The 13,117-nt window shown below is 70.0% G+C and carries 12 protein-coding genes; 7 read left to right on the top strand and 5 right to left on the bottom strand.

Annotation, left to right across the window (positions count from 1 at the left end; translation table 11 throughout):
- Positions 1–11 precede the first annotated feature (11 nt).
- Genes AB0B45_RS26730 through AB0B45_RS26720 form a run of 3 tightly spaced genes read left to right on the top strand, consistent with a single transcriptional unit; the run spans position 12 to position 2,109 of the window.
- Positions 12–1,412 carry an amidase gene (locus AB0B45_RS26730; RefSeq protein ID WP_358135585.1) on the top strand — a complete coding sequence of 467 codons (1,401 nt, stop codon included), beginning with the start codon at positions 12–14 and terminating at the stop codon, positions 1,410–1,412.
- A 41-nt stretch (positions 1,413–1,453) separates the two neighbouring features.
- A complete protein-coding gene (locus AB0B45_RS26725) occupies positions 1,454–1,744 on the top strand; it encodes a hypothetical protein (RefSeq protein WP_358135583.1) in 291 nt (96 codons plus the stop codon).
- Positions 1,745–1,749: 5 nt separating this feature from the next.
- Positions 1,750–2,109, top strand: a complete 360-nt coding sequence (locus tag AB0B45_RS26720) for a DUF5130 family protein (RefSeq protein ID WP_358135580.1) — start codon at positions 1,750–1,752, stop codon at positions 2,107–2,109.
- A gap of 9 nt (positions 2,110–2,118) precedes the next feature.
- Here AB0B45_RS26720 and AB0B45_RS26715 read toward each other — a convergent pair whose 3' ends face one another.
- Positions 2,119–2,628: an HNH endonuclease gene (locus AB0B45_RS26715; protein ID WP_358135577.1), complete on the bottom strand. Its 510-nt coding sequence runs from the start codon at positions 2,626–2,628 to the stop codon at positions 2,119–2,121.
- A 254-nt stretch (positions 2,629–2,882) separates the two neighbouring features.
- Between AB0B45_RS26715 and AB0B45_RS26710 the strand changes: the two genes are divergently transcribed.
- From AB0B45_RS26710 to AB0B45_RS26700, 3 genes are all read left to right on the top strand, one after another.
- Positions 2,883–4,919, top strand: a complete 2,037-nt coding sequence (locus tag AB0B45_RS26710) for a prolyl oligopeptidase family serine peptidase (protein WP_358135574.1) — start codon at positions 2,883–2,885, stop codon at positions 4,917–4,919.
- A gap of 110 nt (positions 4,920–5,029) precedes the next feature.
- Complete coding sequence (locus AB0B45_RS26705) at positions 5,030–5,851, top strand: AraC family transcriptional regulator (RefSeq protein WP_358135571.1); 822 nt, start codon at positions 5,030–5,032, stop codon at positions 5,849–5,851.
- Complete coding sequence (locus AB0B45_RS26700) at positions 5,848–6,180, top strand: VOC family protein (protein ID WP_358135568.1); 333 nt, start codon at positions 5,848–5,850, stop codon at positions 6,178–6,180. Before AB0B45_RS26705 ends, AB0B45_RS26700 begins: the two co-directional genes overlap by 4 nt.
- Positions 6,181–6,292: 112 nt before the next feature.
- Here AB0B45_RS26700 and purU read toward each other — a convergent pair whose 3' ends face one another.
- From purU to AB0B45_RS26680, 4 genes are read right to left on the bottom strand one after another with little or no spacing between them, the layout of a single operon-like run.
- Positions 6,293–7,141, bottom strand: coding sequence for a formyltetrahydrofolate deformylase (gene purU / locus AB0B45_RS26695; protein WP_358135566.1), 849 nt, complete (start codon positions 7,139–7,141; stop codon positions 6,293–6,295).
- Entirely contained in the window at positions 7,138–9,477 is a 2,340-nt protein-coding gene (locus tag AB0B45_RS26690; RefSeq protein WP_358135563.1) for an FAD-dependent oxidoreductase, read from the bottom strand. The genes purU and AB0B45_RS26690 overlap by 4 nt, the downstream gene beginning before the upstream one ends.
- Positions 9,474–10,382, bottom strand: a complete 909-nt coding sequence (locus tag AB0B45_RS26685; protein ID WP_358135560.1) for a LysR family transcriptional regulator — start codon at positions 10,380–10,382, stop codon at positions 9,474–9,476. Before AB0B45_RS26685 ends, AB0B45_RS26690 begins: the two co-directional genes overlap by 4 nt.
- 5 nt (positions 10,383–10,387) lie before the next feature.
- Positions 10,388–11,674: an alanine--glyoxylate aminotransferase family protein gene (locus AB0B45_RS26680; RefSeq protein WP_358135558.1), complete on the bottom strand. Its 1,287-nt coding sequence runs from the start codon at positions 11,672–11,674 to the stop codon at positions 10,388–10,390.
- A gap of 238 nt (positions 11,675–11,912) precedes the next feature.
- Here AB0B45_RS26680 and AB0B45_RS26675 point away from each other — a divergent pair, with 238 nt between their 5' ends.
- A complete protein-coding gene (locus AB0B45_RS26675) occupies positions 11,913–12,836 on the top strand; it encodes an inorganic phosphate transporter (protein WP_358135556.1) in 924 nt (307 codons plus the stop codon).
- Positions 12,837–13,117: the final 281 nt, after the last annotated feature.

Below are 13,117 nucleotides of genomic sequence, written 5' to 3'. Positions count from 1 at the left end.
CTCTGCGATTCGTGGCGCACATACATGATCTCACCGCTCTCGAGCAGGCGGAAGCCGTCAGACGCCGGGAAATCTCACCAGTTGAGATCACCGAGCACTACCTCGACCGCATCGAGCGGATCGACCCGCAGGTCGGCGCCTACGTCACCGTGACGGGCGAACGCGCGCTCGCGCAGGCGCGCGAACTCACCGACCCCCACGGCCCCCTGTACGGCGTGCCCATCCCGATCAAGGATCTCAACCTGGTGAAGGATGTGCCGATCAGGTTCGGCTCGGCGACCTACGACGACTTCGTCTCTCCCGTCGACGACACAGTTGTGGAGCGGCTGCGTGAGGCCGGCACCGTCATGCTGGGCAAGACCGCGACGCCCGAGTTCGGCCTGCCGTGCTACACCGAGACGTCCGTGTCTCCGCCGAGCCGTACACCGTGGGACCTCTCGCGCTCGGCGGGCGGGTCGAGCGGGGGCGCGGCGGCGGCCGTGGCCGCGGGGCTGGCGCCCGCGGCGCAGGGCAGCGACGGCGCGGGCTCGATCAGGATCCCGTCCTCGGTCTGCGGGCTGTTCGGCATCAAGCCGACCAGGGGCCGCATCAGCTTCGCCCCGATCATCCCCGATCTGGCCGGGCTGTCCACCAACGGGCCGATCGCCAGGACCGTCGCCGACGCCGCGGCGCTGCTGGACGTGATGGCGCACAACACCCCGGGCGACCTCTACCTCGCCCCTCCGCACGAGGGGACGTTCCTCGAGTGCGCGGCGCGGGAGCCGGGCCGCCTGCGGATCGCCCGCTACGCCACCCCCGTCGTGGAGGGCGCGGAGGTTCACGCCGACGTGCTCGCCGCCTACGAGGAGGCGAGCAAGACGCTGGAGGCGCTCGGGCACGAGGTCGTCGACATCGCCTCGCCGTTCGGTCCCGACCTGGTGCCGCAGTTCGTCCTGATGTGGTTCTCCTTCGCGTGCATGCATCCCGTCGCGCTCGACCGGCAGGACCTGCTGCGCCCGCTGACGGCGTGGCTGCGCGAGCGCGGCTTCGCCGTACCGGCTCCGACGTTCCTGCAGGCGCAGTCGTCGCTGCAGTTGGCCACGCGCATGGCGCTGATGGCGACCGACCCCTACGACGCGGTGCTCACGCCCACGGTCACGCGGCCGCCCGTCCCCGTCGGCTGGTTCGAGGAGGCAGGCGACCCGGAGGAGACCTTCGAGCGGATGAAGCGCTTCGCGCCCTTCCCGCCGATCTACAACGTGAGCGGCCAGCCCGCCGTCAACCTTCCGCTGCACTGGAACGCCGACGGCCTGCCGATCGGCGTCATGCTGGCCGGGCGGGTGGGCGGCGAGGGGACGCTGATCTCGCTGTCGGCGCAGGTCGAGGCGGCTAGGGGCGGATTCTGGGGCGATCGGAGACCGCCCGTGTGGTGAGGGGTCTGGCCGGGGCGTCCCCGCGGGTTTACGGTCATGGTGTGGACGGCGCGCTGGAGATCCTCGGCTTCCTCATCGGAACCTCGCTCGGGCTGTTTCTCCTCATCAGTCTGGTGGTCCTGCTGCCCGCCAAGGCGACGGTGAGGGACGACGTCCCTGACGTCGTCTGGCTGGGCGGTCCCCAGCACAGCGAGCACGGGGTCAGCACCTCGGAGCTGGTGCTGACCGATCGCAGGGCGCCGTGGGCGCCCGCGCCCGAGGTCGACTGGGTGGGCGCGGCGGAGAAGTCCGAGCCGGGCGGCCGGCTCGGCGGCGCCTCGGCGGGGTGGTGAAGGCCATGCGCGCTCTCACCGCGGCCCAGGCCGACGACGTCCGCACGGCGCTCGAGTCCGCCGAACGGCGCAGCGGGCTGCGCTTCGGCACCTTCCTCGGCACTCCGGTGGGCGGGAGGCGCCACTTCGCCGAACGGCTGCACGCCGCCATGGGCGCGGAGTCTCCCGACGCGGTGCTCATCTTCGTCGACGCGGCGGGCCGGGCGCTGGAGATCGTCACGGGCGAGAACGCCAGGCGGCGGCTGTCCGACGGGGCATGCAGGCTGACCGCGATGTCGATGGCCACCACCTTCAGCGCCGGCGACCTCGCCGGTGGCCTGCTCTACGGGATCAACTCCCTCGCCGAGCAGGCCACACGACGTTAGAACGGCGGGCTAGGCCGCCGTCTCCGACAGGTAGGGCGCCCACTGCGGGTCGCCGACGAGTTGAGCGCCGATGAGCCGCCAATGGGCGCCCCGTGGCACCGCCGGGGCGACGCGCAGGGTCCACCCCAGTTCCTCCAGGTACTTGTCAGCCTTCCTGTGGTTGCACGGCATGCAGGAGGCGACGCAGTTCTCCCACGTGTGCGTGCCGCCCCGCGAGCGGGGGATGACATGATCGATGGTCTCGGCCCGCTGGCCGCAGTAGGCGCAGCGGAAGTCGTCGCGACGCATGAGCGCCGCACGCGTCAGGGGGATGCGGGACCGGTATGGGATGCGGACATATCTGCGGAGCCTGATCACCGACGGGACGTCGACCGTGCAGGTCGCGGAGCGCAGGACCGCTCCCCTGCCGTCACGGTGGACGACGTCGGCCTTCTCCCTGAGCACCAGCACGACGGCTCGGTGCAGTGAAAGCGTGGTCAGTGGCTCGTAGGTGGCGTTGAGCAGGAGTACTTGGCGCATCAGGGGGCCACCCCCCGACGCACGGGTATCAGAGGGGCCATGGCCCCTGTTGGCGGTCCCTCCTGGGACCCGGTCGCTTCCGTCACGTGGACCTCCGCCGGACGGTCCAACGGATGGTCACCACGGCACCGTCCTTCACCAAGTCTGGCGTTTACGGCATGTCCCCGCCACCCATTACTGATGACCATAGGGACACGCGATGTCATTTATGCCCGTTCGACCTCGGCTTTACGCGTCCCCGGTAGGGTTCAGGCATGTACCCAGCCGCTCGCCGAGACGAGATCGTCGAGAACCTGCACGGCACGCCCGTGCCCGATCCCTACCGATGGCTCGAGGACCCGGACGATCCGGAGGTGAAGGGCTGGCTGCTGGCGCAGGAGGAGCTCTTCAGGGCCCAGGTGGAGCCGCGAAGGTTCAAGGAGCGGATCGCCGAGCTGTTGCGGTCCGGCTCGGTGGGTGTTCCCGCCTGGCGAGGCGAGCGTCATTTCTTCTCCCGCCGCACCCCCGACCAGGAGCACGCCGTCTACTACGTCGTGGACGCCGACGGCACCGAGCGCGCGCTCATCGACCCGATGGCCATCGACCCCTCGGGGCTGACCACGCTCGACGCCGTGCAGCCCGACAAGGAGGGGCGCCTGCTGGCGTACCAGATCTCGGTCGGCGGCGACGAGGAGTCCTCGCTCTACATCATCGACGTGACGACCGGGGCCAGGATCGAGGGCCCGATCGACAGGTGCCGCTACTCGCCCATCGCGTGGCTGCCGGGCGGCGAGGCCTTCTACTACGTGCGCCGCCTGCCGAGCACCGAGGTGCCCGAGGGCGAGTCGCAGTTCCACCGCCGCGTCTACCTGCACCGCGTCGGCGCCTCCACGGAGGACGACGTGATGATCTTCGGCGACGGCATGAAGATGACCAACTACTACGGGGTGTCGGTCTCCCGCGACGGCCGCTGGCTGCAGATCTCCGCCTCCGAGGGCACCGCGCCGCGCAACGATCTGTGGGTCGCCGACCTGTCCTCCTCCCCCGCCGAGCGGCCCGAGCTGACCGTGGTCCAGGAGGGCGTCGACGCGCAGACCGGGCTGGTCTTCGGGCGTGACGGGCGCGTCTACGTCCACACCGACCGCGACGCGCCACGCGCGAGGGTCTGCGTCGCCGACCCCGCCGACCCGTCCGTCTGGACCGACCTCATCCCCGAGGACCCCGAGGCGGTGCTGACCGACTTCGCCGTCCTCGATGACCTGGAGCGCCCGGTCATGCTGGTCGGCTGGACCCGCCACGCGCTCAGCGAGATCAGCCTCCACTCCCTGGAGACCGGCGAGAAGATCGGCGAGGTGCCCACGCCCGGCCTCGGCACGATCGGCGGGATCTCCGAGCGGCCCGAGGGCGGCCACGAGGCGTGGTTCGGCTACACCGACAACACCACGCCGCCGACCATCCAGCGCTACGACGCCGTCACGGGAGAGACCACGCTGTGGGCCGCCTCCCCCGGCGCGGTCGAGGTGCCTCCCGTCAAGACCTCACAGGTGGTCTACCAGTCCAAGGACGGCACCGACGTCCACATGCTGGTGATCGAGCCCGTCGACCGCGAGGGTCCGCGCCCGACGATCCTGAACGGCTACGGCGGCTTCGGCATCTCCATGACGCCCGGCTACTCCGCCTCCGTCCTGGCCTGGGTCGAGGCGGGCGGCGTCTACGCGATCGCGGGCCTGCGCGGCGGCGGCGAGGAGGGCGAGGACTGGCACCGCGCGGGAATGCTCGCCAACAAGCAGAACGTCTTCGACGACTTCCACGCCGCCGCCGAGCACCTGATCGACACCGGCGTCACCACCTCCTCGCGGCTGGCCATCTCGGGCGGCTCCAACGGCGGCCTGCTGGTCGGCGCCGCCCTCACCCAGCGGCCCGACCTCTACGCGGCCGTCGCCTGCTCGGCGCCGCTGCTCGACATGATCCGCTACGAACTGTTCGGGCTCGGCGCGACGTGGAACGTGGAGTACGGCTCGGCGGAGGATCCCACGCAGTTCCCCTGGCTGTGGGCGTACTCGCCGTACCATCACGTGCGTGAGGGCGAGTCGTATCCGGCGACGCTGTTCACGGTCTTCCAGTCCGACACGAGGGTGCACCCGCTGCACGCGTGGAAGATGTGCGCGGCGCTGCAGCAGGCGCAGGCGGGCGACGCGCCGATCGTGCTGCGCAACGAGACCGAGGTGGGACACGGGGCGCGCTCGGTGAGCCGCACGGTCGACCTGGCCGCCGACCAGCTCACCTTCCTGGCCAAGCACACCGGCCTCTGACCGGGCGACCCGCGGCGGAGCGCCGTTCACGCTCCGCCGCGGTCCCTCCCGCCGACCGCCGGGCCGCCTCCCGAGTCGCCGTCCGGAGCCGCGGCGGTATCGTCGAGGTCATGGGCGCGACGACGGCCGGCCAGCACGCGCAGGGCCTCACCATGACCGAGCGCACGCCCTCCCCCGCCCTGCGCCCCTACGTGACCAGGCTGTGCGCCTACAGGGAGCACTACGACCACCCCATGACCCGCACCGAGGTGGCCATGCCGGGCGTGGTGCTCATCCTCGCGTTCGGCGCGCCCATGGAGGTCGGCGGCGCGCGGCTCACCTCGTTCACCGGCGGCCTCGGCGACCGCTACACGGTGACCAGGATGGCCGCGCCGACCGAGGGCGTGGAGGTCATACTCACCCCGTTCGGCGCGCGCCGCCTGTTCGGCGTCCCGATGAGCGAGCTGGCGAACCTGGTGGTCCCTGTCGACGACCTGCTGCCCGGCTGGGGTCCCGCGACGGTCGCCAGGCTCGGCGAGCTCACCTCGTGGCACGACCGACTGGCGGCCGCGGAGTCGCTGCTCGCCGCCCGCATCATGCCCGCTCCCCCGTCGGACCCACGCGTGGTGTGGGCCTGGGACCGGCTGGTCGAGTCGTCGGGGTCGGTCAGCGTGGCGTGGCTGGCTGGTTCGCTCGGCTGGAGCCACCGCCACCTCGTCTCCCGCTTCCACGACCACGTGGGCCTGACCCCGAAGGCGTCGGCCAGGGTGCTCCGCTTCGACCGGGCGATGGGCCTGCTCCGCTCGGGCGCGGACCTGGCGGAGGTGGCGACGGCGTGCGGCTTCTACGACCAGCCGCACATGAACCGCGAGTTCCGGGCGATGGCGGGCGCCACACCGGGTCAGATTCGTCCAAGACGGCAGGCGGTCGCGGGCGCAGACTCGGACTCATGAAACGAACCGTTTTCGCGCTGGCCCGCTACCAGGATGTCCTCGCCGCGGCCGAGTTCCTGAGCTCCGCCTTCGGGTTCGTCCCGCACGAGGTGGCCAAGAACCACGCCGAGATACTCGTGGGCGACGACATGATCATGCTCGGCGAAGGCAAGGCGGGCGGGCCCGGCATCTACGTCGCCGTGGACGACCCCGACGCGCACCACGACAAGGCGGTGGCCGCGGGGGCCGTCGTCACCATGGAGCTGGTGGACCAGCCCTACGGGTCGAGGGAGTACGCGTGCAAGGACCCTGAGGGCAATCTCTGGTTCTTCGGCACGTATCGCCCCTGATCCTTGTCACGTCCGCACGGCCGGCCGGAGTCCTGCTGGAGTACGCGTGGAGGACGGGCGGCCACCGGTGAGGGACGGTGGCCTTGGGGCGCCTTGCCGTACGGAACGGAGATCAGCGGGGGAAGACGATGGTCTTGTGGCCGTCGAGCAGCACCCGCTGCTCGGCGTGCCACTTGACGGCGCGCGCCAGCGCGACGCACTCCACGTCGCGGCCGATGGCCACCAGGTCCTCAGGCGAGTGGCTGTGGTTGACGCGCGCCACCTCCTGCTCGATGATCGGCCCCTCGTCCAGGTCGGAGGTGACGTAGTGCGCGGTCGCGCCGATCAGCTTCACCCCGCGGTCATGGGCCTGGTGGTACGGCTTGGCGCCCTTGAACGACGGCAGGAACGAGTGGTGGATGTTGATCGCCCTGCCCGCCAGCTTCTCGCACAGCTCGCTCGACAGGACCTGCATGTAGCGGGCCAGCACCACCAGCTCCACCTGGTAGTGCTCGATCAGCGCGAGGATCTCCGCCTCCTGCCTGGGCTTGGCGCCTGGGGTGACGGGCAGGTGGTGGTAGTCGATCCCGTACGACTGCGTGAGCGGCCGAAGGTCGGGGTGGTTGGAGGCGACGGCGACGATCTCGATGTCGAGCAGCCCCGAGCGGACGCGATAGAGCAGGTCGTTGAGGCAGTGGCCGAACCTGCTGACCATGATGAGCACCCGCGGCTTGACCGACAGGTCGCGCAGCTTGAACTCCATGCCGAACTCAGGGGCCAGCGTGGCGAAGGCGGCGGCGAGCTCGTCGTGCGGCAGGGGTGCCCTGAACTGCACCCGCATGAAGAACCGTTCGGCGTTCTGGTCGCCGAACTGCTGGCTCTCGGTGATGTTGCAGCCGCTGCGCGCGAGCAGGCCGGAGACGGCGGCGACCACGCCGGGGCGGTCGGGGCAGGACAACGTCAGGACGTACTCGGCGTTCATATTCTGACTCTCGCGGAGGTGGGATCGTAGGGCGCCTTGCGGCTGATCTGGGCAGAGTACCTCTCTCCCGCGCAGTCCACCTCGGCCATCGACAGCGTGCCGTCCTTCACGAAGCCGAGCGCCACGGTCTTGCCGATCGTGGGGCTGTGGGCGGCGGAGGTGACGTGGCCGACGGGCTCGCCGTCCGCGAGCAGGGATTCACCTCCCCACAGGTGGGCGTCGGTGGTGATCGACACGATCGTCCCGCGGGAGTCGTGGATCCGGTCCATGCCGCGGAAGGGCGCGGTCTTCTTGCAGGTGAACAGCAGTCCGGCCGCGGCGGGCGTGATCTCGGGGCCGAGCTCGCGGCCCCACGCCCTGTAGCCCTTCTCCAGCCGCATGGCCTCGATGGCGTAGTAGCCGGCCTGGGTGACCCCCGTGGCCAGCAGCGTCTCGTAGACGGTGACCGCGAACTCGGTGGAGACGTAGAGCTCCCAGCCCAGCTCGCCGACGTAGGTGACGCGGCTGGCCCTGACCGTGGCGTGGCCGAGGTCGATGAGCTGCGAGGTGCCGAACTCCCCGAGCACCGCCTTCGACACCTTTTGCAGGATATTTCGGGATTCGGGGCCCATGAGGCCGAAGACGGCGTAAGCGCTGGTGACGTCCACGAGGACCGCCCTGTGCTCGCCTATCCCCTTGGAGAGGTGGTCGAAGTCGCGCGTGGTCTGTGCCGAGCCGGTGACGATGAGGTATTCGTCCCGCGCCACCCTGGTCACCGTCAGGTCGCTCTCGTATCCGCCCCTGTCGTTGAGCATGCCCGTGTAGACGACCCGCCCGACCTCCACGTCGACGTCCGCCGTGCACAGCCACTGCAGCGCCGCGCACGCCTCCGGCCCCTTCAGCGTGAACTTGGAGAACGAGGTCTGGTCGAACAGCGCCGCTCCGCTCCTGCAGGCGTCGATCTCCGCGTCGACCGTCTCCTGCCACCCCGGCCGCTCGAAGGTGTACGGCGCGGCAGGGCCGAAGTAGTTGACCCGCTCCCAGCCCATCTTGGACCCGAAGCAGGCGCCCGACGCGGCCAGCAGGTGATGGACGGGCGAGCGGCGCAGCGGGCGGGCGGTCTGCGGCTCGCGGTTGGGCCACGCCATGGCGTAGTGCAGTCCGAGCGTCTCGGTGACCCTGTCGCGCAGCCACGTGTCGTTGCCCGCCCAAGGCGCGAACCTGCGCAGGTCGGCGGGCCACAGGTCGGCGGTCGGCTGGCCGTTCACGATCCACTCGGCCAGCGCCAGTCCCGCGCCGCCCGCCGACGCGATGCCCGCCGAGTTGAACCCGGCGGCGACGAAGTAGCCGCGCACCTCGGGCGCCTCGCCGAGCAGGAACATGTTGTCGGGGGTGAAGCTCTCGGGGCCGTTGTAGAACATGCGGATGCCGGTGCTCTCCAGGGCGGGCACCCGCCGGATCGCGTTCTCCATGATGATCGAGAACTGGTCCCAGTCCTCGTCCAGGAGCTGGAACTCGAAGGGACGCGGGATGCCGTCCATGCCCCACGGCTTGGCGTCCGGCTCGAACCCGCCGACGACGAGACCGCCCACCTCCTCCTTGAAGTAGGCGTAGCCGTCGGGGTCCCGCATCACGGGAAGGTCCGGCCGCACGCCCGCGATCTGCTCGGTGACCACGTAGAAGTGCTCGGCCGAGTGCAGCGGCACGGTCACGCCCGCCTGACGGCCCAGTTCCTTGGCCCACTGTCCCGCGCAGTTGACCAGGACCTCGCACTCGATGAAGCCCTCGGAGGTCTCCACGCCGCGCACCCGCCCGTCCTTGACGACGGTGCCGGTGACCCTGACGCGCTCGACGACCTCCACGCCGCGACGCTGCGCGCCGCGGGCGAGGGCCTGGGTGAGGTCGGAGGGGTTCGCCTTGCCGTCCCCTGGCAGCCACACGCCGCCGACCAGGTCGTCGGTGCGCATGACCGGCCACAGCTCGCCCGCCTCCGCCGCGGTGATGACCTCGGCGGTGATCCCGTAGGCGCGGGCCTGCGCGGCCGTCCTCCTGAGCTGGGTCATCCGCTCGGGAGTGCGGGCGACGCTGACGCTTCCGCACTGCTTCCAGCCGGTCCCGAAGCCCGTCTCCTTCTCCAGCCGGGCGTACAGGTCGGTGCTGTACTGGATCAGCCTGGTCATGCTCTCGGTGCTGCGCAGCTGCCCGACCAGGCCCGCCGCGTGCCAGGTGGTACCGCACGACAGCTGGCCCTGCTCCAGGACGACGACGTCACTCCAGCCCAGTTCGGCCAGGTGGTAGGCCACGCTGCAGCCGACGATGCCACCGCCGATGACGACGACCTGCGCCCGGCTCCTCAAGAAACGCTCCTCAACCTGGGCCATGTGCGCACCGTGCGCAGCATGGTGATGAAAGCCTGTTCGGCGGGGCCCAGCAGCCGGTCGCGGCGGTGGGCCAGCACGATCGGGCGGGGCCTGGGCGCGGGAGTGACCTCCACCGCCGCCAGTCGCCCGTCGGCGAGCTCCTGCTCCACGCAGTGTTCCGACACCAGCGAGACGCCGAGCCCCGCGGCGACCGCCTGCTTGATCGTCTCGGGGCCCCAGATCTCGGTCCTCTTGTCGAGGCCCCACGTCTCCATCGCCTGTTCCTGCAGCTCACGGGTGGAGGAGCCGGGCTCGCGGATGAGGAAGAGCTCCTCCGCCAGCGCCGCGGGCTCCGCCGTACCGCTGCGGGACAGGACATGGCCCGGCTCGGTGATCACGACGAGCCTGTCCTCCAGGATCGGCTCGCTGACCAGCTGCGGGGCCGACGGCTGCCCCGCGAGTACGGCGACGCCTATCTCGCCGTCCACGAGTCCGCGCTCGACCTGCTGGCCGTTGCCGACCTGGATGCCGATCTCGATGCCGGGATGGCGGTCGCGGAAGGCGGCCAGCAGCGGCGGCAGCAGGTAGGTGCCGACCGTGGTGGTGCCGCCCGCGACCAGCTTGCCCGTCTGCAGGCCCGAGACCTGCCTGATGGCGGCCACGGCCTCGTCGGCCAGCAGGAACACGCGCTTGGCGTACTCCAGCATGACCTCACCCTCGGGGGTGAGCCTGATCCGCGCGCCGCTGCGGTCGATCAGCGTGGCACGCAAGGCCTGCTCCAGCTGCCTGACCTGGTGCGACACCGACGGCTGGCTGAGGTAGAGCTTCTGCGCCGCGGCCGAGAAGCCACCGCACTCCACCACCGTCATGAAGATCCACAGTCGGTGCAGGTTGAGCTGCATGCCCGTTAACCCCTTGCTGCCTCGATCGCCGCGCCGAGCGTCCCTTCGAGCTGCTCAAGCCGGTCCCAGGGGATCTCCCCCATCGTGCAGATACGGAAGAAGTCGTTCGACAGTCGGCCCTGACCGGCGTAGATAACGTAGCCACGCTTCTTGAGCTCATCGTGAAGCGACTGGTACGTCACGCCGTCCGGCAGATGAAGCATCGTCACGGTATTGGACCTGAAACGTTCATCAACGAGAACCCTCAGGCCCAGCCGCTCGAACTGCCCGCGCACCAGCGCCGCCCGCTCCCGGTACAGCTTCGTCCGCGCCGCGAACCCGCCCTGCGCCTCGTACTCCTCGATCGCCTCGTCCAGGGCGTAACAGACCTGGACGGCAGGCGTGAACGGCACGTCGCTCTTCAGATAGGCGGCCGCGTTGAGGTAGAGGCTGCGCTCGGGAACCTCCTGGACGCGAGCGATCGACGCCGGGCTGCACAGGATGAAGGCCATGCCCGGCAGGCCGTGCAGACCCTTGTTCGCGGTCCCGCAGACCACGTCGACCCGCACCTCCGCGAGATCCTGATCCTCGATCGCGGTGCCGGAGATCGCGTCGATCACGAACAGCGCGCCGGAACCGGCGACGATCTCGCCGATCTCCTTGATCGGGTTGATCAGGCCCGTCGTGGTCTCGTGGTGAACGCAGATGACCGCGTCGATGTCGTCGTGCTCGGCGAGGGCGTCTCGCACCGCCTCGGGGTCGGCGGGCACGGTCCAGTCGCTCCTGACCTCATGGACGGCGATGCCGTGCGCCCGAGCGATCTTGATCATGCGGTCGCCGTACACGCCGTTGTTCACGACCAGCACGCCGCGGCCTTCGCGGACGGAGCTGATCACCGCCATCTCCATCGCGGCGGTTCCCGAACCCGTCACCAGGATGGCCTCGTGGGTGCCGCCGAGGTTCAGGCAGCGGGGCAGCGCCTCGCGGATCCTGAACAGCAGATCCGTGAACTCCGGCTCGCGGTGGCACAGGTCTCCGCGCAGCAGGGCGTCCTTGACCCGCTGGGAGGTACAGGCTGGTCCGGGATTCAGCAGAATGAGCTCTTCGTCCATCATCCACTCGATCTTCTGGAGATATCGGGCGTTATGGACGCTAGTCGCGGCCCCCACAGCCCGACCAGGCCGGATTTCACTATGGGGCCCATAGGGGGACGATTCTGGACACCCCTCCGCCCAACATCCCAGCGCCACTCCAACGACCACCCCGGCCCGCGCCCGACACCTCACCCGCCACCGCAGGAGGAACTGCGGCATCTCCTTCGCCCGACCTCACCGCCGTCTCGCCCCCCAAACCGCAAGACACCGCCGCCACTCCAGCGTCCACCTCCGCCGCCCCGCCACCCCGGACATGGCCCCTTCACCGAACGGGCCCGCCGGAAAACGGGAAGCTATCAACCAAGAGGTGTCGAGACCGAGACCATTACCCCGGCTATATCCGGCATCACGGATTACAGGCTTGTGCCCCCCTAGCAGGTCGGATTGGGTGGAGCGCATGCCTGTGGAGGTGTTGGTCGCCTGCCTGTTCGCCATCGTGTCGGGAATGAACGATGGCGGCGCCCTGCTGGCCACAGGCCTCAAACTCCCCACAGTCAGACCCATCGTCGGCGTCCTCACCCTGGTCCTGCTGACCGGCCTGGTGCCACTGGTTTCGCAACAGGTCGCGCTGACGTTCGTCACCCGCCTCGCCACCTTCCAAGGCCCGGACGCCACCCACGCCATGATCATCGCCGTGCTGTCCGCGATCGCGATCGTCATGGTCCTCAGCTACTACGGTCGTCCCACGAGCCTGACCCTCGCCACCGTCGGCGGCCTGACCGGCGCCGGCCTCGGCGCCGGACTCCACGTGTCGGCGAGTTCGGTGGTGCTGGTACTCGCTGTCGGGCTGATCGCCCCGTTCGCCGGAGCGCTCGCCGCCTGGGCCGCCATCCGCCTGCTCGTCGCCGTGACCACCAGCAAGGGGCTACGGACCTGGCACTGGGTAGGCTTCCTCCTCCAGTGCATCGCCTATGCGGCCAACGACGGGCAGAAGATGCTGGGCGTTTTCCTGATCGCCTTGGGCACGTCGGGGCCGTCCGTCACGTTCGGGGCCGCACTGCTGTTCGGCCTCGGCACCGTGTACGGCATGCCCAGGGCGGGCCGTACCCTCAGCCGCGAGATCATCGTCTCCCGCCCCCTGCACGGGGTGGCTGCGGAGCTCGGATCAGGGGTCACGGTGATCGCGTGCGCGGCGGCGGGGATGCCGGTGAGCATGACCCAGTCGATCGCCGGAGGACTCATCGGAGCCGGAGTCGCACAGGGCAGCGGCAGAGTGCGGTGGTACGCGGCCGTCAAGATCGTCTTGGCCTGGGTCCTCACCCTGCCGGTCGCCGGACTCCTGGCCGGATTTACCGCCTTCGCCGTACGGGCGATCGGATGAGGAGGAGGCGATTCCCGCCGCCTGAGCACCCAATGCGCCGAAGCACTAGATGGAGCGTACGAGAGATCAGAAGCCCGCCGAAGGCAGAGTGCGACGCTGAAGCACGCAGCGGCGAGAAGCAGACCCATGACCAAGACGCCCGACACACGAGCGCAGGAGCAGCCGGGCACCACGTTGGCGAGCACAGAAGGTTCGCGACTCGGAAGGCGCGCGACTCGGAAGGTTCGCAGCACGGACGTGGTCCTGAAGCGCCGGTGCGAGCGCAGCAGGCCCAGGGGCCG

Origin of the sequence: Nonomuraea sp. NPDC049152, from assembly GCF_040648355.1 — a bacterium.
Taxonomy (GTDB): Bacteria; Actinomycetota; Actinomycetes; order Streptosporangiales; family Streptosporangiaceae; genus Nonomuraea.
This window is presented reverse-complemented; position numbering and strand designations above follow the sequence as displayed.

What these genes read in the sequence shown, in the direction of transcription:
- AB0B45_RS26720 (WP_358135580.1), top strand. Translation starts at nt 1,750, where the DNA reads ATGCGCGCTCTCACCGCGGCCCAGGCCGACGACGTCCGCACGGCGCTC.
- AB0B45_RS26715 (WP_358135577.1), bottom strand. Translation starts at nt 2,628, where the DNA reads ATGCGCCAAGTACTCCTGCTCAACGCCACCTACGAGCCACTGACCACG.
- AB0B45_RS26710 (WP_358135574.1), top strand. Translation starts at nt 2,883, where the DNA reads ATGTACCCAGCCGCTCGCCGAGACGAGATCGTCGAGAACCTGCACGGC.
- AB0B45_RS26705 (WP_358135571.1), top strand. Translation starts at nt 5,030, where the DNA reads ATGGGCGCGACGACGGCCGGCCAGCACGCGCAGGGCCTCACCATGACC.
- AB0B45_RS26700 (WP_358135568.1), top strand. Translation starts at nt 5,848, where the DNA reads ATGAAACGAACCGTTTTCGCGCTGGCCCGCTACCAGGATGTCCTCGCC.
- purU (WP_358135566.1), bottom strand. Translation starts at nt 7,141, where the DNA reads ATGAACGCCGAGTACGTCCTGACGTTGTCCTGCCCCGACCGCCCCGGC.
- AB0B45_RS26685 (WP_358135560.1), bottom strand. Translation starts at nt 10,382, where the DNA reads ATGCAGCTCAACCTGCACCGACTGTGGATCTTCATGACGGTGGTGGAG.
- AB0B45_RS26680 (WP_358135558.1), bottom strand. Translation starts at nt 11,674, where the DNA reads ATGCCGCAGTTCCTCCTGCGGTGGCGGGTGAGGTGTCGGGCGCGGGCC.
- AB0B45_RS26675 (WP_358135556.1), top strand. Translation starts at nt 11,913, where the DNA reads ATGCCTGTGGAGGTGTTGGTCGCCTGCCTGTTCGCCATCGTGTCGGGA.